General features: G+C 54.5%; 16 protein-coding genes. 6 read left to right on the top strand and 10 right to left on the bottom strand.

Annotated elements, in window-relative coordinates; all coding sequences use genetic code 11:
* Positions 1 to 14: 14 nt before the first annotated feature.
* From NH461_RS06045 to NH461_RS06030, 4 genes are all read left to right on the top strand, one after another.
* The gene (locus NH461_RS06045) at positions 15 to 2,831 is read left to right on the top strand and encodes a hydrogenase expression protein HypA (RefSeq protein ID WP_261602351.1); all 2,817 of its coding nucleotides are present in this window, start codon (positions 15 to 17) and stop codon (positions 2,829 to 2,831) included.
* A 255-nt stretch (positions 2,832 to 3,086) separates the two neighbouring features.
* Positions 3,087 to 4,706 (top strand): methyl-accepting chemotaxis protein, encoded by a 1,620-nt coding sequence (locus NH461_RS06040; protein WP_261602350.1) that lies wholly within the window; start codon positions 3,087 to 3,089, stop codon positions 4,704 to 4,706.
* Positions 4,707 to 4,804: 98 nt separating this feature from the next.
* Positions 4,805 to 6,205 (top strand): asparagine--tRNA ligase, encoded by a 1,401-nt coding sequence (gene asnS / locus NH461_RS06035; RefSeq protein WP_261602349.1) that lies wholly within the window; start codon positions 4,805 to 4,807, stop codon positions 6,203 to 6,205.
* A gap of 192 nt (positions 6,206 to 6,397) precedes the next feature.
* Positions 6,398 to 7,588 (top strand): amino acid aminotransferase, encoded by a 1,191-nt coding sequence (locus tag NH461_RS06030; protein ID WP_261602348.1) that lies wholly within the window; start codon positions 6,398 to 6,400, stop codon positions 7,586 to 7,588.
* Between the two features lie 244 nt (positions 7,589 to 7,832).
* On the opposite strand, the gene NH461_RS06025 is transcribed toward NH461_RS06030, so the two are convergent.
* The 3 genes from NH461_RS06025 to NH461_RS06015 form a co-directional block, all read right to left on the bottom strand.
* Complete coding sequence (locus NH461_RS06025) at positions 7,833 to 8,138, bottom strand: hypothetical protein (protein ID WP_261602347.1); 306 nt, start codon at positions 8,136 to 8,138, stop codon at positions 7,833 to 7,835.
* 384 nt (positions 8,139 to 8,522) lie between these two features.
* The gene (locus tag NH461_RS06020) at positions 8,523 to 8,924 is read right to left on the bottom strand and encodes a MarR family transcriptional regulator (protein ID WP_261602346.1); all 402 of its coding nucleotides are present in this window, start codon (positions 8,922 to 8,924) and stop codon (positions 8,523 to 8,525) included.
* 346 nt (positions 8,925 to 9,270) lie between these two features.
* Positions 9,271 to 9,423, bottom strand: a complete 153-nt coding sequence (locus NH461_RS06015; RefSeq protein WP_261602345.1) for a hypothetical protein — start codon at positions 9,421 to 9,423, stop codon at positions 9,271 to 9,273.
* Between the two features lie 18 nt (positions 9,424 to 9,441).
* Here NH461_RS06015 and NH461_RS06010 point away from each other — a divergent pair, with 18 nt between their 5' ends.
* Positions 9,442 to 10,104 (top strand): DUF2982 domain-containing protein, encoded by a 663-nt coding sequence (locus NH461_RS06010; RefSeq protein WP_261602344.1) that lies wholly within the window; start codon positions 9,442 to 9,444, stop codon positions 10,102 to 10,104.
* Positions 10,105 to 10,161: 57 nt separating this feature from the next.
* Here the strand turns inward: NH461_RS06010 and NH461_RS06005 are convergent, their stop codons facing one another.
* From NH461_RS06005 to NH461_RS05975, 7 genes are all read right to left on the bottom strand, one after another.
* Positions 10,162 to 10,815: an MBL fold metallo-hydrolase gene (locus tag NH461_RS06005; protein ID WP_261602343.1), complete on the bottom strand. Its 654-nt coding sequence runs from the start codon at positions 10,813 to 10,815 to the stop codon at positions 10,162 to 10,164.
* Positions 10,816 to 10,979: 164 nt separating this feature from the next.
* A complete protein-coding gene (locus tag NH461_RS06000; RefSeq protein ID WP_261602342.1) occupies positions 10,980 to 11,564 on the bottom strand; it encodes a YcbK family protein in 585 nt (194 codons plus the stop codon).
* 141 nt (positions 11,565 to 11,705) lie between these two features.
* The gene (locus NH461_RS05995; RefSeq protein ID WP_261602341.1) at positions 11,706 to 13,400 is read right to left on the bottom strand and encodes a murein L,D-transpeptidase; all 1,695 of its coding nucleotides are present in this window, start codon (positions 13,398 to 13,400) and stop codon (positions 11,706 to 11,708) included.
* A 383-nt stretch (positions 13,401 to 13,783) separates the two neighbouring features.
* Entirely contained in the window at positions 13,784 to 14,884 is a 1,101-nt protein-coding gene (locus NH461_RS05990; RefSeq protein ID WP_261602845.1) for a DUF1513 domain-containing protein, read from the bottom strand.
* The gene (locus NH461_RS05985) at positions 14,874 to 15,875 is read right to left on the bottom strand and encodes an imelysin family protein (RefSeq protein WP_261602340.1); all 1,002 of its coding nucleotides are present in this window, start codon (positions 15,873 to 15,875) and stop codon (positions 14,874 to 14,876) included. Before NH461_RS05985 ends, NH461_RS05990 begins: the two co-directional genes overlap by 11 nt.
* 9 nt (positions 15,876 to 15,884) lie before the next feature.
* The gene (locus NH461_RS05980) at positions 15,885 to 17,309 is read right to left on the bottom strand and encodes a di-heme oxidoredictase family protein (RefSeq protein ID WP_261602339.1); all 1,425 of its coding nucleotides are present in this window, start codon (positions 17,307 to 17,309) and stop codon (positions 15,885 to 15,887) included.
* Positions 17,310 to 17,393: 84 nt separating this feature from the next.
* Positions 17,394 to 18,650, bottom strand: a complete 1,257-nt coding sequence (locus NH461_RS05975) for an imelysin family protein (protein WP_261602338.1) — start codon at positions 18,648 to 18,650, stop codon at positions 17,394 to 17,396.
* A gap of 405 nt (positions 18,651 to 19,055) precedes the next feature.
* Here NH461_RS05975 and NH461_RS05970 point away from each other — a divergent pair, with 405 nt between their 5' ends.
* Positions 19,056 to 19,547, top strand: a complete 492-nt coding sequence (locus NH461_RS05970) for a MarR family winged helix-turn-helix transcriptional regulator (RefSeq protein WP_261602844.1) — start codon at positions 19,056 to 19,058, stop codon at positions 19,545 to 19,547.
* The last annotated feature ends 197 nt before the right edge of the window (positions 19,548 to 19,744 follow it).

Raw genomic sequence — 19,744 nt, 5'->3', positions numbered from 1 at the left:
TTGGGGAAGTGATTATGCGTGCTTATCTGGGATGCTGCCTTGTCGCGGCCTGTAGTTTATTTTTGACTGCCTGTGGGGGCGGTGGTGGTGACAGCCAACCCGCCGCGGAAGCCGATGCCGTACCGGTCTCAACAAAATTCACGATCACAGTCGATACGCCGCCGGATCTGATCGCGGCCAACCGCTCAGGTGGGTTGGGGCTGATCCGCACGGCCTATGCCGACGCGCAGACCAATTTAGCACAGGCGAACTTTGCCGCCGTCTGGCTGGATAAGAAAGGGAAGATCCTCGAGCAAATCGAGATCACGGACGTGAAAAATCAAGGCGACGGGATCTATGACATCACTCTCGGCAGCCGCACCCGGATTAATGCCGTACTGCTGATTGATCTCTCAAACAGCCCCGACATCGCCATCGCCCCGGGCGAACCCATCCCTGACCATGTTTACATGGCCCCGCTGACGGAAGAGCGACTAACCGTGAGCCTGAAATCGACGCTGGCCTACCATGCGCTGGTCGAGCGGGTGATCCAGGACGAGAGCTGGGGGATCTTTGAAGGCCTCTATGATGAGCCGGTTCGCAGCCGGGTCTTTTTCTTCCAGGAAGATCTGGACCGCATCGCTGATGATCTGGAAGCAACCCTGCTCCCGCAAGTCGGACTGCAAGGGATAAAGCTGACTGACTTGTTGTCGCTGTCGATCGTGAAAACCATGACACAGGGCCGGATGGAGCGCTTTGTGACCGAACAAGCCGCGGCACAAGCCAATATCCAGGCGATTCTGAACGACGGCTACTGGGAAGTCAGCACGTTTAACGATAACAGCGGCAGCGGGATCCTAACCGAGCAAATGGTCTACAACGCGGACAATACCAGCGTGGGTGAAACCGCCATCCACGAATTTCGCTGGGACAAAAACGGCGCCGAAGACATCGCTCTCACCGAGGTCTTCACTTACCTGAGCGGCAGTACTGAGTTCACCAACAACGATATCACGCGCCAGGTGCTCACCGCCCAGGGCTGGGTCGGCCTGTTCGATTACCTCAAAGTCGAATTAGCCACCGACAAAACCATGTTGCTGACCGATGCGGCCCTGGCTCGCGATGACAAAGCCGGCATCACCATGGACGCCAAGGTGTATCAGCTGGCAGGCAAAAAGATGCATGATTTCCTCTCCAGTGAGGACAACCATCACATCACCCGTTACATCAAACCGGACGAGACCTTTAGCGAAGGGGCATTCGGATTCTACTTTACCTGGCGTCCGGAAAGCGAAACCTATCTGTTGTGTGACAACCGCAACGGCAACACTGACTGTCAGGTTGCCCCATTCGGCCTGCCCAACAGCCCTTACACCGAGCTGAACGGCGTGTTGACCGCACCGGCCGATGCCGCGATTTCCATCAACGGCATTAACGGCTTCGCCATTGCCGACAACGTGGTGGTTGAACTGATCAATGATAATAACTTCACCGCCCGCTACTGGGTCAACATCGCGGCCAATACCTGGAATATTCAGGAAAACGGCTTCTGGGCCCCGACCACGGTGGCCGGAAAATCCATCATCCGGTTCGATGTTCCCAATGTGATCCAACAGTTGGCCGATCACTACCGGTTCGCCCACAAAAACCTGTTCCTGGTTGAAGATCGGAACTTCGTCCACATTGGCGAAACCCTGCTGGAAAACCAGCCATTCAACTACAGCGGCTTTGATAACAATGCCAAGCTGCAAATTTTCGCCGCGGCCAGCCGCGACAACCTGCCGCCGTTCGGTGTCTGTGACTTTGGCAACGGCCTGGGGGCCAACCCGGACCTGTACCTCAATGCGGTCACCGAATGCGGCGGGGATGAGCGATTTACCCAGCAAACCCTCAACAATTTAATGGATCAACATTTGGTGCAGATCACCGAAGACGGTGAAATCTCCACCACTATCTTACGCAGCGACAGCAGCTGGGAATACTACGTCCATGGTCTGCACCAGGGCGGTAGCCGCAGTTGGTCCCTGACCGAACAGGGCTATCTCAAGCTGACGCCCAATACCGCCACGCCGGATGAATTCGAATACTGGGCGCTCACCAGCGTTGACTACAGCCGCAAACTCCTGGCCGTCAAAGCCTACGGCGCGCAGCCTGAGACGGATCTCATCTTCACCCTGATCAGCAAGGAATACAGCCCCGGCCAGCTGGCGGCCTGTGCGACTCAGGATTCAGGCTGGAACAGCACCACCACCACCCCGGTCACGAAGAAGACGCTGACGCAATATCAGGACCAAACAGCACTGTGTAAACAGATTTGGGAGCAGCGTAACCCCCGCTTCACCCAGACACTGCTGACAGGCCAGAGTGGTAACACAAATGACGACCGGGCACTGCGGTTCATCGGCGACAGCTCTCGTTTTCTCAAGCTGAGCGATAATTTCCAGGGCGACTTCTTCCTCGGCAACTATGTCGATTCGGATGGTTGTGGCTTTAACTTCGCGATCCGCTGGAGACTGGAAGAAGACGGCACCCTCTATTACGAGGCCGTCGACGGTTCGATGAACGAACGTATTGCGATGACCGACACCGACGGTCTGGGGTTTGCGATCAAAGCGTTCAACCACCAGGCTCGCTGGCAAAGCGACCCGGATCTGCAGTACGCCGCCACTGACGGCGAAATGTGGAGTGATCTGGTGACCCTGGTCGACGCCGACACGGTGCCGAATGTGGTGCCCATTACCGAACCGGTCAATCCACCGGCAGAGCCGCCCGCAGATGGTGAGCCACAAGGGCCGGTTGCCGGCACAATTCTTAACGATGGGCAAACATGTGGCTTTACCCAGAGCCAGTAGCCTGTTCCGCTCTGCCAAGCTTCTACAGAGGCTCTCACTAAGAAAAAGCTCGCCATGCGAGCTTTTTTTCGTCTGCAGCCGCTAATTCAGCACGTGGTCAATTGTGTGCAAAATGTGAAGTTGGCGGCGTGTTCAACGTCACAATAACTACTGAGGCACTATTTTTTAACAAGCGTAAACACTACACTATGTCCATAAAAAATATGTAAGAACTATTACAAGAATCTGCAGCCCTACCCAAAGAGACCATGGAAGATGCGCTTAACTATTGCTCATAAGCTCCTCCTGACGCTGTTTATTGTTTTTGCCATTGTGCTAATCACCTCCCTGGCATATGAATCCCGCCAGCAGAAAGCGCTGCTGGAGTCGGTGATTAGCGAACAAACCTTAGATAAAGCCGGCAACTATTTCGACAGCCTGAACATGATGATGCTGACCGGCACCATGTCGCAGCGGGAAACGCTGCGGGAAAAAGTGCTGTCGCACAAAGGCATTGAAAACGTGCGCGTCATCCGGGGACCGGCAGTCACCAAACTTTACGGCCCGGGCTTTGAGAATCAGGCCCCGATTGATGACTTTGACCAGCGGGCGCTCAAAGGAGAGCAGATCAGCGAAACCATCACCACCGAGAGCGGTAAAACCCTCCTTGTTGCCCTGCCGATGAAGGCCAGCAGTAATTATCGCGGCACCAATTGTATCCAGTGCCACCTGGCCGAAGAAGGTGAAGTCCTCGGGGTCGTACGGCTGGAATATAACCTGGGACCGCTGTACCAGCGGGTTGATGAGCAGTTGCTGATCACCGCCGGGATCATGGCTGCCATCGCCGCGACCGGCTTCCTGTTCGCCCTGACCCTGATCCGCCGGATGATCGTTCGTCCGTTGCTCCGGGTGTCGGGCTATATGAAACAGACCAGCTTGTATCAGGATCTCAGCGGCCGCCTCAATGAAAATCGCACCGATGAAATCGGTGAGTTGTGTCGCAGCTATGACCAGATGCTGGATAACTTCACCGCCAGCCTGCAACAGGTCCAGAATACCTCGGAATCGCTGACCCAACAGGCCAACCAGTTGATCCGGGTCTCGGCCGATACCACCAGCGCCGCCGACAGCCAGCGCCTGGAAACATCCGAGATGCTCACGGCCATCGACGAGATGCAACATCAGCAACACGATGTCGAACGCCGTACCACAGAAGCGGCCAGCCTGAGTGAAAGTGCTGCGGATGCCGCATTGGAAGGCACGAGCCTGGCTGATGATGCCGGAGCAGGCATCAAGCACCTGGTCACCGACATCGAGAACGTCAAGGTCCGGATCGACAACCTCAACGAGCAAAGCCAGCAGGTCACCAGCATCCTCGATGTGATCCGCGGGATTGCCGAGCAAACCAACCTGCTGGCGCTCAACGCCGCGATTGAAGCTGCCCGAGCCGGCGAGCAGGGCCGTGGTTTTGCCGTTGTCGCGGAAGAGGTACGTAACCTGGCCAATCGCACGCATCAGGCCACCGGTGACATCCAGTCGATTATCCAGGCGCTGCATGCTGATTGTGAAGCCTCAGCCAGCGCTGTGGAAGACACCTGTCAGACGGCGTACAGTAAAATGGAAACCATTGAGCAGCTCTCCAAAGCGCTGTCAGAGATCGGCAACGGGATCCAGGTGGTCAATCACCATGCCAACGACATCCAACAGCAAAGCAGTGCCCAGGCCAGCATGGTCGATTCCATTCGCACCAAAGTGGAAACAATCACCAGCCATGCCGACGATACCTCCAGCCGTGCGCTACAATCACGAGAGATTAGCGTAAATCTTGAGCAATTGGTCGAGCAGTTAGAACATTTACTGCGTCAATTTACCCTTTCGGGCGATAAGAAGGCTTGATGCCTGTTGTAAGACAGGTAATATTGCTTCTTCGGACTCTATATTTAAACTGTTTAAACATAGATGTATAAAGCGCCTTAACGGAGAATAATTTAAACATGACTTACGCGCCTGTAACAGACGTACTAAGCGGAAAGCTGGCAGTAGACACTGAAGTCACTGTCCGCGGTTGGATCCGCTCACGTCGTGATTCCAAAGCCGGAATCTCTTTCCTTGCCATTTATGACGGCTCTTGTTTCGACCCGATTCAGGCCGTGGTCCCTAATGAGTTAAATAATTACCAGGATGAAGTACTGAAGCTGACGACTGGTTGCTCTGTTGAGGTCACTGGTAAAATCGTTGCGTCACCGGCAAAAGGTCAGGACTTTGAGCTGGCTGCAACCGAAGTAAAAGTGGTTGGCTGGGTTGAAGATGCCGATACTTATCCAATGGCAAAAACCCGTCACTCGATTGAGTACCTGCGTGAAGTGGCGCACCTGCGTCCGCGTACCAATGTCATTGGTGCGGTAGCCCGTGTCCGTAACTGCCTGTCTCAGGCAATTCACCGTTTCTACCATGAGCAAGGCTACTTCTGGATGTCTGCGCCGCTGATCACCGCTTCTGACTGTGAAGGTGCCGGTGAGATGTTCCGCGTCTCGACCCTGGACATGGCGAACCTGCCACGCACTGACAAAGGTGACGTGGATTACAACGAAGACTTCTTTGGTAAAGAAACCTTCCTGACTGTATCCGGTCAGCTAAACGCCGAAGCCTATGCCTGCGCCCTGAGCAAGGTTTACACCTTCGGTCCGACGTTCCGTGCTGAAAACTCAAACACCAGCCGCCACCTGGCGGAGTTCTGGATGGTTGAGCCGGAAGTGGCCTTCGCGGATCTGGATGACGTTGCCAAGCTGGCTGAAGACATGCTGAAGTATGTGTTCAAAGCCGTGCTGGAAGAGCGTCGTGACGACCTGGAGTTCTTTGCCCAGCGTATCGACAAAGAAGCCATTACTCGTCTGGAGCAATTCGTGGACTCTGACTTCGCCCAGGTGGACTACACCGATGCGATCCAGATCCTGAAAGACTCCGGCCGTGACTTTGAGTTCGACGTTGAGTGGGGTATCGACATGTCTTCTGAGCATGAGCGCTACCTGGCTGAAGAGCACTTCAAAGCACCGGTCATCGTGAAGAACTACCCGAAAGATATCAAAGCGTTCTACATGCGCATGAACGACGACGGCAAAACCGTTGCGGCGATGGACGTACTGGCACCGGGCATAGGTGAAATTATCGGTGGTTCTCAGCGTGAAGAGCGCCTGGACATCCTGGACGAGCGTATGAGAGCGATGGATATCGATCCGGAGCACATGAACTGGTACCGCGATCTGCGTCGCTACGGCACCGTGCCACACGCCGGGTTCGGTCTGGGCTTCGAGCGTCTGGTCTCTTACGTCACCGGTATGGGCAACGTTCGTGACGTGATCCCATTCCCACGGACGCCACGTTCAGCGAACTTCTGATCCGCGGTACAAGACACCCAAAAGGCTACCTGTTCAGGTAGCCTTTTTTCTTGTCTGGCTTTTAATTGCGCAATCGTTTACAACGCAGCGTGAAAACTTCAATGAAAGTGTAACCTGCTGTTGTCAAGGGTGACGCACACAAGGTATAAATAGGGCCATCGCCCTTTGTTTAATTTGCATGGAAGACCCACAATGTTTGAAAAGATCACTGCTGCCCCTGCCGACCCGATTCTTGGCCTCACTGAAGAGTTTAAAAACGATCCCCGCTCAGAGAAAATCAACCTGGGTGTCGGGATTTACAAGAATGAGTCCGGCAACACGCCAGTCCTGAGCACGGTGAAGAAAGCCGAAGCCATTTTGCTGGAAAAAGAGACCACCAAATCTTACCTGAGCATTCCGGGCACCGCTGAGTACGGTCTTGCAGTTCAACAACTGCTGTTCGGTGCAGATGCAGCGATCATTTCATCCAAGCGCGCCAAAACCGCTCAGGCGCCGGGTGGTACCGGTGCCCTTCGTGTGGCCGCCGAATTCATCAAGCGCCAGCTGGGTGACGTGAAAGTGTGGATCAGCAACCCAACCTGGGCGAACCACAACGGCGTCTTCACTGCAGCCGGTCTGGCAACAGCCCAGTACAGCTACTACAACGCAGAAACCAAAGACATGGATTTCGATGCGGCTCTGGCCGATCTGGCGACTGCTGCGCCGGGCGACGTTGTCCTGCTGCACGGCTGCTGCCACAACCCAACCGGGATCGACCCGGATGCCGCGCAATGGCAAAAACTGGCCGAGCTGTGCGTTGAAAAACAACTGCTGCCAATGTTTGACTTTGCCTACCAGGGCTTTGCCAAGGGCGTAGAAGAAGATGCCCAGGGCCTGCGCATTTTCGCCGAACAATGTAAAGAATTGCTGGTTGCCAGCTCATTCTCAAAAAACTTCGGCCTTTACAACGAGCGGGTCGGTGCCTTCACCCTGGTTGCAGATACCGCAGAGCAGGCAGAAACCGCCTTCAGCCAAGTGAAAGCGATTGCCCGAGTGATCTACTCCAACCCACCAGCGCACGGTGCCGCCGTGGTAACCGAAATTCTGAACGATGACGCCCTTCGTGCGGAGTGGGAGCAGGAAGTGGCCGATATGCGCGATCGCATCCAGGAAATGCGGACCCTGTTTGTTCAGACCCTGAAAGATCTGGGTGTCGAAGCGGACTTCAGCTTCATTGAGCGCCAGAACGGCATGTTCTCGTTCTCTGGCCTGAATAAAGCCCAGGTCCAGCGCCTGAAAGATGAGTTCGGGATTTATATCGTTGGCTCAGGCCGGATCAGTGTTGCCGGGATGACCAAAGCCAACATGCAGCCGCTGTGTGCCGGAATTGCCGCAGTCCTGTAAGGCAAATGCAATGAACAACAAAAAAGGGCGCCAAGCGCCCTTTTTTGATCGGTTAAACTCCTGATACCAGCAAAGCCTATCTACCCGCACGCAAAACCAATCCACCTGCAAAGCCAATCTACCTGAAAAGCCAATTTACCTGTAAAACGAGTCTACCTGCAAAGCGCATCGCTCACAGCTCCGCCTTCGGTCTTGGGGGCTTTTGGGGGCTTTTGGGGGCTTTTGGGGGCTTGGGATGTGCGGCCTACCCGGACTTGTCCAGGGGCAGCACATTATAAAAAAGCTCCCGTTCATACTGGCTTTCCAGTTGCTCCCGCCAGGGCTTTTTCGAAACCGGCATCAAATAAAACGTTTCGCGGCACGTATCGGTGACAAATGCCATCCCGTGCTGCATCAGCTCATAATGAATGTCATGCACAAAATCGAGCGTAAACCCCTGCCGGCCAGTCAGCTGATTGATGTCGTCCCGGGTCAGGCAGACGCCCTGCTCTTCATCAGCAAAGCGGTTGCGGAGCCAGCCGGCAAACTCTCTCGCACTGATCATCGTCATAAACTGCCTCCGATTCTCAATTTCTCAGCAACGTGTACCTTGTTATGTAAGTTATAGCAGAGCTTACAGAAATCTGAGCAATAATCTGTGCCAATCCGGCTACTGCCGGATCTTTCAGCATGAGGAGCGCATTTTCACGGGAAAAATCAACGACCAAGCCGACATGCTGCAAGTCTTAGAAAAAAGACGCGCAGTACGTTTCCTGGACGAGAAATAGGGGATCAGGCGAGTCTTAAGAAAAAAACGTTGCGTGATCAAAAAGAAGAACATCACTCAGGAAAGAAACAACCCGGGAGATACAACACAGGAACAAACCAAGAGGAAGGAGAAAACAGGAACAGGAAAAGTCACCCGCTCCTGTCTGGCAGGAACGGGTTCACAGGCTTATACCGCTTTGTACAGTACTTTGTTGCCTGCCAGTTGGATGCGCTCCACCAGACCTTCTTCGGCCAGTTTTTTCAGCGCGCCCGTGGCCCAGGATGCTGCTTTCGCTTCTTCCTGACCTGCCTGCAGACCGATACCTTTCGGGTTGATCCCCTCAGCGTGGGTCACAACAATATCCAGCACGGCTTGCTGTTTTGGTGTCAGTGACACTTGAGTCGCCACAGCCGCCGCTGGAGCTGGCTGTTGCTTCTCAACAGGTTTTGCCGCTGGGGCAGCTTTTACTGTTTCTGCAGTTGGTGCTTTTTTCACAGCTTTCGCTGCTGCCGGTTTTGCTACTGCTACAGTTGCCATCACGCGCTTTTGCAGCTTCAGCTGTACTTTACGTTTGTGAGAGATTCTCATTAAATTTCCTACTCCGTTGCACTACTTTCAGTCACCACCATATACCAATCAGTGAGTTACCAGATCGGTATCGCCAGCGGGAAAAAGTAAGCGCGTGTTATACCAAGGATGTCAGAGAATTGCCAGCAAACGGCTATTTAACCAACAACAAAACGTGATTTTAGACAAAAATATGAGATAACTTCTCATTTCAAGAAAATTTTCCGGCAGGAAAAAGTTGTTAATTCCGGACAATCATTCAAATTAAGCAGACATACGCAGTAAACGACCCGGAATATGAAAAAGAAGGCTTATTGTGAGCCAAGTCGCTGCATTATCAGGCCCCTTTTCCGATCATCAACCATAATTAACGCAGGAGCATATCCGCCTGTTCGGCGCTCCTTATTCCCTTGACCTTGGCCTTGGCCTTGGCCTTGGCCTTGGCCTTGGCCTTGGCCTTGGCCTTGGCCTTGGCCTTGGCAACAGTACCGAGGGAGAGCCTGACACCACAGACCATCATTCCCGGAAGGAGGGCTGCTTGAAAACCCGCTACATCAAACCGCTTACCACCAAACCGCGCAGCTTCTGGCTATCCATCAGCTTGAGCGCCTTCATTGCGGTGGGGTTGCTGGTCTTCTGGTATCCGCAAATTAACTCGGCGGCTGTTGCGCTGCTGCTACTTGCCGCAATCACCCTGCTGATCATCGGGATCAAACAAACTCAGGATCCGGAAGTGTCCTTTACCCTGACGTTTATGCACCTTCAGTTTCACAGCCCGTCCGGCGGCTGGTTGGCGCGCTGGAGCAACATTGCGGAAATCGGTCCGGCCACGGTCGGATATCAGGGCTGGTACCAGCCCATTCCCTGGGTCGGCGTCCGGCTTAAAGAGTATGATGAATTTCTGGAGTCGATTTGCCCGCGGATTGCCAGCAAAATCCTGATGGAGCAGCGCGCGCTGCTGATCATGGCCTATCGCCGGGCAGAGCATCCGCCCCATCACATCGAAGATATGCTGTTCGACGACCGGCATTTTATTACCCGCAGCGGCAAGCCCCTCAAAGGACTTCTGGCCATGCTGGCCAACCGGATGAAGTACAACCGCGAGCTGCTGGGGTATGATTTTTTTATCTCAGAAGATTTACTGGATCGCCCAACAGATGAGTTCGTTGGGCTGACCCGGCGCTATCTTGCAGCATGCTGACCATGCTGACGCCCCGGAAAAGTACGTGCGCGACAAAGCGCGTCAGCATCCAGCGCTTTAGTACAGCGGCATTTCGTCGGCAACAAACGGGTTGGAAGCTCGTTCCTGGCCGAACGTTGATTGCGGACCGTGGCCCGGAATGAAAGTGACATCATTGCCGAGCGGCCACAACTTGCCTTTGATGGCATTGATCAGGGTCTGGTAATCACCTTTTGGAAAATCGGTCCGGCCGATCCCGCCTTTAAACAGGACATCCCCGACAAACGCCAACCTGGCCGAATCGCTGAATAACACGACATGACCCGGGGTATGGCCCGGTGTGTGGTACACCTGTAGAGATTGGTTGCCGACGGTGATCACATCCCCCTCAGCCAGCCACTGATCCGGTTCAAAGGCTTCGGTCCGCGGGAAGCCGAACATCTGGCTCTGCTCCGGCAAGCCTTGCAGCCAAAACGCATCATCCTGATGCGGACCAATGATCGGGACATTCAGTTCAGCCGCCAACGGCGCAGTGCCGCCGACATGATCCAGATGGCCGTGGGTCAGGATCAGTTTGGTGACGGTCACCCCCAACTGTTGCACTTTCGCTTTGAGCTGTGCGATATCGCCGCCCGGATCCACCAGCGCGGCTTCATGGGTTTCATCACACCAGACAATGGAGCAATTTTGCTGAAACGGGGTGACCGGAACAATTGTATACTGAAGACTCATAGCCCTATCCTAAACTTCAATCGACTGGCCGCAGGATACCATGAGGAGCGGGGCAACGACCAATGTCAAATCCACCCGACAGAGACAACAAAGCCGGAATCTGTCAAGAGAGGGAGACAGAAACCGGCTTTGGAATTATTCGATTTGACTGAGCTGTAGGCCGCTCACCAACGGCGAACCGGACCGGTATCAATGTGGATAAAGCCACTGTTCGGGTAATACCCGACACCGCCGAGGCGAAGTTCCAGGGCCGCGTTACGCACTTTCGACAGCGGTACCCCTTCGAGATTGAAGTCAATCGCCTGGCCTTTCATATGATAGCTTTTTTTCGCCACGCCACCATTTTTTTGCAAGGTACGATTCGTTTCTGGTGATCGGTATCCCGAAATGATGCGAACCTGGCCTTTATGGCCGAGGCCTTCCTGGATCTCGGTGATGGCATCAAACAAACGCCGATCCATGTGCGCCACTTCATTGCGTCGAAAGTCGCGGCAGATATGGTTGATCCGCTGCAACTCCTGCCGGATATAGCTTTTCCCGTCAAAATACTGAGTTTCAAGATCCTCACGGGTGTGGATATTACACAGTGAAAGCGTTCGAGAACTTATTGCTTTGTGAGCGCCAGAAGCTTCATTTGAACCAGAAGCTTTATACGGACTTGATAATGCCGCGCCAGGCAGTAAACATGCGCCAACAGCCATCCCTCCAGCAACCAACAACTGGCGGCGCTTGTAATCAATCTCAGACATCCTAACCTAAACCATTTTCTTGCTTGAATCGAGCCAGTGACGGCAAAACGAACTGCAAGATAACGTTCGGTTTTTATCCAGTCAAACCCAAAAATGACAAAATCCCGACACTATTCTGGTTGATTTTTGACTAATTATTGACTAGTAAGGATTTTCGCCCGAAAAAAGAAATGTAAATTTTTCTTCTTTTTGCGACATCTGGTTGATTTGGTCATAGCTGTAGACATCGTTACGGAAGTTCACCTGCCCGTCTTCATCGACCCAGGCTGTCTGATAAATCAGATGAACCTTGACCTGATTACTGAGCCCGACGGTTCGGGTATTCGTTCTCGCTTTTAACTCATCCACCCGCTGTGGCGACACGCCGGAGTCCGTCAGCAAAATCCGGGCTAAATCGTCCGCATGCTCCACCCGAATACACCCAGAACTGAACGCCCGCGTGGTTTTGTTAAACAAACTTTTGGCGGGGGTGTCATGCAGGTAAATCGCATTATTGTTCGGGATATTGAATTTAAACCGGCCTAGTGCATTCTTTTTCCCCGGCTGCTGGCGTAGCCGGTACGGAAAGGCTTTCGCATTCACCAGGCGCCAATCAATGGTATGGATCGGGATCTGCTCTGAGCTGTTCCAGCTCCGGATCACCCGAAAGCCGTTGCGATACAGATAACCACGATCATAACGGGCCTTTGGCAGAATATCCTTGCGCATGATTGAGTTCGGCACATTCCAGTACGGATTAAACACCACAGAAGCGACCGTCGAACTCATCAGTGGCGTCGGACGGCTGGGGCGCCCGACAATCACTTTACTGTCCAGCACGTGTTTATTGTCCAGCCACAGGCTCAGATCATAAGCCGGTATGTTCACCACCAGCATCGACGGAAAATCGGCCGGCCACAGACGTAAGCGCTGGGCATTCAGGGCCAGGATCCGGATCCGCTCCTGAACCGGCATCATCAGCCAGTAGCGGGTCTGCGGGCCAATCACGCCATCCACTTTCAACCCGTGCCGCTCCTGAAACCGCTTCATCGCATTGGCTAGATCAATATTATAGGTCCGCACCTTCGACGCCCGCAGCTGGGCGGCCTGGTGAGCCGTCAAATCGCCCAGTCGCTCCAAGCGGTCAATCAGGGCCTCCGGTTTTCGAAGCCGGGTCCCCAGCCGAATATAGCCCGGTTGATAAAAGCCGGGCCAGGGCTCCTGGCTGTGCTGCATCAGGGCATCGATGGCCCGCTGCAATTGGGTATAGCGCCGATCCTGCGGTTTCAATGCGGCAACAAATGCTCGCAACTGCCCGGTTTCGATCGCGCTGTTCAGATGGCTCAGGCCCTGAGAGGAAGGCAGCGGCAAGCTTGGGTCGATCCCGGCCCCGAACAGCCAGCCCCGGCCATACTCCGGCAGGCCTTCGAGATAACTCATATAAGCCAGTAAGGTATCCGTGGCCAACAAGTCATACTGACGCCAGTCATTGGACTGTTTGAGGTGAACCAATTGCGTGTAACGACGGGAGAAATCAGCACTAACCCCGGAGAGCGCGAGCAATTGCAGCTGCGCTTCCAGTGCAGTGGTCGCCAGCGAATCCTGCCACAACGGCGCGTAGCCATTGGCCAGATACAAGGCTGCCAATTGATGAATATAGCGGACGCTCGAAAGATGACTCGTCGTTTGACGCACCCACTGTTCGGCATCAGCCTGGGGGGCGATTGCCGCAACCGTCGGATCTGCGGCGTCCAACGCCACGACCGGCGCCTGTGCCGGGGACAAGGTCTCAGCCGACACCATCTGAGCAGTGACCATCACAACAAGCCCGATACAACGAAGCTTAGATATAGCCATGGGAGCTCCCCGTCTACAACATTTTAAGTATGGCAAATTCGAAGCGTGACGGACTTAAATTTAGTCGGTGCTGCGGAGCAGAAATGTTTCAATACTTAAACTCGACCAGTGGAAAAGCGCGTTAAACTTGCCTTTCAGAGAGATAGCGACTCAAGGAGAGCGGAACACGGGAAGGCTGAGCAGAGAGACGGATGTTCAAAAAGAGAGCAACTTACCCAACGGCAAACAAAGCAAGTCAGAAAATGGCGACGGCAGGTATAAGCGCCACGGCAGACGATTTTGTCCCAGAAAGGTGATAGTCCAGCCGATGGCGCTTGACAGGAAGCCAGGTTTCCGTCGTGGTGGGTACCCGGTTGTGGCAGCCCGATCGTAGTGGCTGCCGGTTACCCCGGCAGCACATTCCAGTGATTGTCCCACATCACCGGGCTTTGGAACCCGACGACACTGGCGGGCGGCGTGATGGTCAGCACTTTGCCGGAGCCGGAGCCGACCAGCCATTCACCTTGGATCACCCCCACACCGGAGGCATCCACTAACGGGCGGATTTCAACCAGCTCGCGGCTGGCTTCATGCCAAATCCCGTAGCAATTCCCCCGTGGAGAAGTCGCGAGCAAATAGCCATCGACACTGGCGATGCTGGCAATATAGTGGTTAAACCGCAGCCACTGCTCATCTTCGGCCAGCAACTGGCGAAGCGGCTCCCCCCGGCGATGCAGCGCCACCAGCGGGGCTGCCTGCTCCGGCTCTCCCCGGTACTGCTGGCCGCACGCTACTTCACCGCTATCCGTCACGCTCAGGTGGCGGATACTCAGGCGCTTGTCCGCCAGGGTGACCTTCTCCAGCAACGCGCCGTTACGGGCATCCAGATACACCAGGGCCGGTTGCATGGTGTCCAGATTCAGCGGCGTTCGCCCCTGCGTGTGAACACCGCCGACACCGATTGCCAGGGTATGCTCGTCAATCCGCACGACTTCATGGGGACCAATGCCAAATCCTGTATACTCAGCCACCTTCGGCAGGCCCGGTGTCACTTGGTAAACCCCGATCACCCCTTCACTGGTGGTGCTAACCCCTTCCGTGGCGTAGAGATACTGACCGTCGGCCGAAAATACCCCGTGGCCGTAAAAGTGCCGGTCGGGATCCGCTGCCCGGATCGGCCATTCTTCCCCGCTGCGATAGTCGAGCACCTGCAGGTACTGTCCCGGACGCCGACTGAAAGCTGCCGCCAGGGCGCCGCCCGGTTGCAGGGCCACCCCATGACCTCGACCCGGCAGAGCACAGCGATAAATCGGCTGACCATCCCGGGAGGCCACGACCAGCGCATAGTTGCCCTTGGCGGTCCGGCTGCATCCGATGATCCGCGGGGTCGCCTGGGCCGTCGCAGTTGTACCACTGCATGCCGTCAGGGCTGTTGCTACCGGTGCCAGCGTGGCGGCCCCCAGGGCCGCACGCAGTAACTTCCGTCGTGTTGTATCAGTCACCATCGGTTGCATTGAACCCCACGACTACTTTCAATTCCGGGGCCACCTCATCATGCAACGCAATCCGGATGTATTCCAGGCCGTTGTAAATCTTCAGCAGCTCGCGATACCCCGCCACAGTTTTCAGCATCGGCACCATGGCGTCCGACTGCGGCCAGTCGGCCAGCAAAGACGCGAACTGGTTATTGATCCGATCTGCCGTCTCGCCAAAGCCCTGCTCTCGCAACAAGGCATCGATCCCGTGGCCACCGGCCAGATACAGCTGCTGCATTGCAGCCACGCTGGCTTTCAGGTGGCTCAGCGAGGTTTGTGAACGCCAGGCCTCGGCCTGATACGGCTTCGGTGAGCCCGGTTTCCCCAGCGGTCGACCCAGTTTTTTCATACTGTAATCAAGCTGGTTATTCAGCGCACCCAGATACTCACCCAGCGCCATTTGCGGCGTCATCTGCTGCCACGGATTGTTCTGCCAAGCCGCCAGCAGTTGCTCACTGCTTTGCTGGAGTCGGCCGCCGATGGCGCCTGCCAGAGCACAGCCCTGACCGTTTGCAAGCTGATCTGCATGCTCATACAAGAACCATTCGGTTGCGCCCAGCCCCTGCACGGCGACACTCTGCCCAGCTACATCCGCGACCGTCCAGGCTTTGTCCTGTTTCAGCATCTGGCTGAGCTTGACTCCGGTAATATTCTTCTTGTCCGGCCAGAATTGAATTTGCCAGCTTAGCGCCAACGCCGCTTCACTGCCTTTATCCCGACCCTGAAAGACCATCCAGCGATCCATGGCTTGGCGCCAGGACTGCTGCGCCGCAGCCAGCGAGGCCGGGCTGTAGCTTTCACAAACGGCTTCCAGGTCCTGGTTCAGCTGCCCGGCAGCTTTCGTAAAATCCTCAGCCGACGTGACATGCAACTGGTGCACCGCCTCACTCATCGTCTGCTGCTCTTGGCAACCTGTCATCAGCAGCGCTGCGGCGGCCACTGACAATACAGAACTTTTCATGCTTTCTCCCTATAACGATTGCAAAAAGGCAACCAATGCATCGCGCTCATTCTTAGTGAGCATCAACACTTTATCACGACTTTGCTGTGCTTCACCGCCATGCCAGAGAATTGCTTCCATTAAATTGCGGGCCCGACCGTCATGAAGGAAGTAACTGTGGCCGTTCACTTCTTCGGTATAGCCAATCCCCCACAGCGGTGCGGTGCGCCATTCACGGCCATTGGCCAGGAATTCACCGCGGTGATCCGCCAGCCCTTCGCCCATATCGTGCAGCAGCAAATCGGTATACGGATGGATCAACTGCTCCGACAGCGCCGGCAGGGCGTCATTCTTTGCCGTTTCGACGGATGTACGGTGACAGCTTTCACAGCCGACCTTAGTAAACAGAGACTCACCCAGTTTCACTTGCGGGTCATCCACATTCCGGCGTGCCGGTACCGCCAGGTGACGGGCATAAAATTCAACGAAGTTCAGCACGTTGTCGCTGACTTCCGGCTCACCGCCACTCGGCAGCTCCGTACAGACCGTTTGTTGCGCCGTGCAGTTCTCCTGCGGGAACAGTCGGCTGGTCAGGCCGACATCGCCGTTAAAGGCGGCCGCATTTTGCTGCATGACCGTCGGCTGGCCGGCTTTCCAGCCAAAGCGGCCGGTCACGGTTTTCTGCTGCTGGACATCCCAGACCTTGTTCAGTTTCCCGGATACCCCCTGCCCCGCTTCGTGCTGCTCGCGGGCAAAGGCTTCAAGTGTGTGTTCCGGAATTTGCTCCAGCAGGCCAAGGCCAATCATCGGCGGGGCGATACGTGCCGAGAGCATGACATCCGGATGCAGGGCGCCATAATTGAGATCAGAAATCGACACCTCGGGCTGGCGCAACGTAACCACGTCTCCATCAGCAAAAGTTACCGGAACGTCGCGATAAGTCACCGCCACCTGCCCTTCCGGTTTGGCACCCGGATTGGCAAAATCCTGCAGCTGATCGCCATAAATCGGATCCGGGATCACCCCGCCGACAATCAGCGCTCGCTGCTGCTCCGCGGTAGTCGCCGGAATACTCAAACGCACCAACATTGAGACGGCATTGCCATCCCCCGCCTCCGGTGGATGGCCCCGGCCGTCCTTGATATGACAGTTCTGGCACCCGTTGGTGTTGAAAATCGGCCCCAGGCCATCCCGGGCATCGGTGGTTGCCGGTGCCTGAACCCAAGGGTTTCGAAAAAAACTGTTCCCGACACTAAAATCCAGGCGTTTCGACATCGGCAAGTTGGCCGCCGGGAGAGAAAAAGCATTCGGGCCGGATTTATTGACTGTGGTGCCACCACCGGACTTCAGGGTAGGGTTGGATGCAATTTTGGATTCGGGCGCGGCTTCTTGGGCAAAGGTTGGTAGAGAGCATGCAGCGATCGAGATCCATGCTGCCGTTAAGTACAACTTCATATGACACACTCAACTGATTTTCATATTGAAAAGGGCTCAACCGAGCCCTTCATTTTATTTTTATTCTTCAGCTCAACAGGTAGCTTAGAACTGGTGGTCAGCCGTATCCGGATTCAGGTTACTTATCCCAATGATGCTGGCCGCACGTTCGATCTCAGCCGTTTGTTTCACCAGTGCAGAAATTGATTCTGTCACCAGCGCATTACCAGCTTTATTGTTAGCAGCAATCAGCTGATCAAAGTGCTGATTTTTCTTCTCTGCAGAGTGGACCAGGGTGTACACCTGGCTGCGGGCACGGTCAAACTCAGCCTGGATTTCTTTTGCCGCTTGCTTGTCTTTCTGCTCAACCAGGGCGTGGATACCCGGACCAGAAACCAGCGTTCCGTTTACACGCATATAAGTCCCGGTGTAAACGTTATAGATCCCTTGCTCGTTGTAGTAATGGGAGTAGTGGGTGTTATCCGAGAAGCAATCGTGCTCGTCTTCTGTTGAGTTGGCTTCCAGCGCAACTTTCATGCGCTCACCCGCCAGCTCACCCAGCGACAGAGAGCCCATGCCGAACAGCATTTTACGCAGACCGTTCTCCGGCGAATCAGCCAGCAGTTCAGTACGGTAATTGCCCTTCACGTTCGCAGCCCACTGCTGGGTCATCCAGGTCAGGTCGCTTTGCAGCAGCTCAGAAGCAGCTTTCAGGTACGCGCGACGACGATCACAGTGGTCATTGGTACAAGCTTCACCTTCAGCAAAGTCCGTGTACTGACGCTCACCGGCCCCCGTGTTTGTGCCGTTCAGATCCTGGCCCCACAGCAGGAATTCAATCGCGTGGTAGCCTGTTGCCACGTTGGCTTCAGAACCACCCAGCTCGTTCAGATCGGCCAGCAGCTCAGGAGTGATCTTGGAAACATCAATTTGGCTGTTGCCGATTTGCAGCGCCTGATTAGCGATGATGTTCGCCTTCGCGCCTTCATTACCCAACTCGTAGTGGTAGTCATTCGCAACGTAGTCAATCAGGCCTTCATCCAGTGGCCAGGCGTTCAGCTGACCTTCCCAGTCATCAACCACGGCATTACCAAAACGGAACACTTCTGACTGCTGGTAAGGAACACGGGCCGCTTTCCAGGCCTCACGGGCTTTGTTCAGGTTCGCTTCTGACGGATTTGCGATCAGCGTGTCAATCGCTTTATCCAGTGATTGCGCCGTGGTCAGGGCATCACTGAATACGCTGTGAGCGATGTCAGCATAATGCTCAACAACGTCGGCCTTGGTTGGAGCCGCTTGTGCAAATGCCGGTAGCGTCAACAGCGACGCAGCAATCAGGTTACGGGTAAATCTCGTGTTCATTCTGATCTTCATCCTTTTAAAAACTGCTATACCCAAGTCACTCTCGCAAATCTTTACGCTAGTGAGAATCATTATTATTCACCCATTTTAGCGAACTTTTTTACACTTTGAAATAGCAAATCACTCAATAAATAAAAGGATAAAGAAAAACAACGCGCTTATGTGCAACCATATCCACACAGTAAATTCAGTTCGATTATCGAACCTTACTGCGAGCATTTCAAAGTAACGACTCACTCACCTCGGATGATTTCAAGCTCGAATATGCCCCGGCAATTGTGCTAATTTGCCAATACAGCGATAATTCCATTGAGGAATTGCAGTTTTATCGCGTTTGTCGCAACTAAGTCTTTCATGTTTATTGATATTCATGTACCTTCGCGGCAACTGATTTGGGAGAGTAAAATGGACAAGCACGAAGAAGTCCTCATTGCCCTTCGACAGATTATTCGAGCTATCGATTTGCATTCGAGAAAACTCAATAAGGTTGCAGGGTTAACAGGGCCTCAGTTAGTATTGATGCGAGCGATTCGTGACTCGGGCGAGGTCACTATTCGTCAGTTGTCAAACAACACCAATATGAGTCAGGCGACAGCGACAACCATCCTTGATCGCCTGGAAAAACGCGGCCTGGTCGTCCGTGAGCGCAGTAAGCTGGATAAGCGTAAAGTCCATGCGTACCTGACCGAACAGGGGAAAGAGTCCCTGGCCAAGGCTCCCATGTTACTTCAGGAAAGTTTTATTTCCCGTTTCCAACAATTGGATGACTGGGAGCAATCGCTGCTGCTGTCTTCCGTCCAGCGCATCTCTTCCATGATGAATGCAGAACACCTGGATGTTGCCGCCGTGCTTGAAGTGGGCAGTATCACTAAGCAAGAAACGCCACCTGAAGAATGACAGGGCGAGGTAAAGATAGCCGGCCAGCCGGCTATTTAGGTGTTCTCTTTCCCTGCGCGATATTTTATCCCTCCCCACGCCTTTGACACATCCCGCTCTGGTTACCCTATCCTTCCGAACGATACTTCTCCTGTGACTCCGATTCCTGCTGTTCAAGCAAAGCTTTGCGGATATAATCACCCGAAATCCCCCAAGGC

The sequence above is a fragment of the Photobacterium sp. TY1-4 genome (genome assembly GCF_025398175.1).
Taxonomy (GTDB): domain Bacteria; phylum Pseudomonadota; class Gammaproteobacteria; order Enterobacterales; family Vibrionaceae; genus Photobacterium.
The sequence above is the reverse complement of the archived record's forward strand: the minus strand, read 5'-3'. Positions and strand labels throughout refer to the sequence as shown.

Bases quoted from the DNA above. Each gene is read 5' to 3' on its own strand.
- NH461_RS06045 (WP_261602351.1), top strand. From the start codon at position 15: ATGCGTGCTTATCTGGGATGCTGCCTTGTCGCGGCCTGTAGTTTATTT.
- NH461_RS06040 (WP_261602350.1), top strand. From the start codon at position 3,087: ATGCGCTTAACTATTGCTCATAAGCTCCTCCTGACGCTGTTTATTGTT.
- asnS (WP_261602349.1), top strand. From the start codon at position 4,805: ATGACTTACGCGCCTGTAACAGACGTACTAAGCGGAAAGCTGGCAGTA.
- NH461_RS06030 (WP_261602348.1), top strand. From the start codon at position 6,398: ATGTTTGAAAAGATCACTGCTGCCCCTGCCGACCCGATTCTTGGCCTC.
- NH461_RS06025 (WP_261602347.1), bottom strand. From the start codon at position 8,138: ATGACGATGATCAGTGCGAGAGAGTTTGCCGGCTGGCTCCGCAACCGC.
- NH461_RS06020 (WP_261602346.1), bottom strand. From the start codon at position 8,924: ATGAGAATCTCTCACAAACGTAAAGTACAGCTGAAGCTGCAAAAGCGC.
- NH461_RS06015 (WP_261602345.1), bottom strand. From the start codon at position 9,423: ATGATGGTCTGTGGTGTCAGGCTCTCCCTCGGTACTGTTGCCAAGGCC.
- NH461_RS06005 (WP_261602343.1), bottom strand. From the start codon at position 10,815: ATGAGTCTTCAGTATACAATTGTTCCGGTCACCCCGTTTCAGCAAAAT.
- NH461_RS06000 (WP_261602342.1), bottom strand. From the start codon at position 11,564: ATGTCTGAGATTGATTACAAGCGCCGCCAGTTGTTGGTTGCTGGAGGG.
- NH461_RS05995 (WP_261602341.1), bottom strand. From the start codon at position 13,400: ATGGCTATATCTAAGCTTCGTTGTATCGGGCTTGTTGTGATGGTCACT.
- NH461_RS05990 (WP_261602845.1), bottom strand. From the start codon at position 14,884: ATGGTGACTGATACAACACGACGGAAGTTACTGCGTGCGGCCCTGGGG.
- NH461_RS05985 (WP_261602340.1), bottom strand. From the start codon at position 15,875: ATGAAAAGTTCTGTATTGTCAGTGGCCGCCGCAGCGCTGCTGATGACA.
- NH461_RS05980 (WP_261602339.1), bottom strand. From the start codon at position 17,309: ATGAAGTTGTACTTAACGGCAGCATGGATCTCGATCGCTGCATGCTCT.
- NH461_RS05975 (WP_261602338.1), bottom strand. From the start codon at position 18,650: ATGAACACGAGATTTACCCGTAACCTGATTGCTGCGTCGCTGTTGACG.
- NH461_RS05970 (WP_261602844.1), top strand. From the start codon at position 19,056: ATGGACAAGCACGAAGAAGTCCTCATTGCCCTTCGACAGATTATTCGA.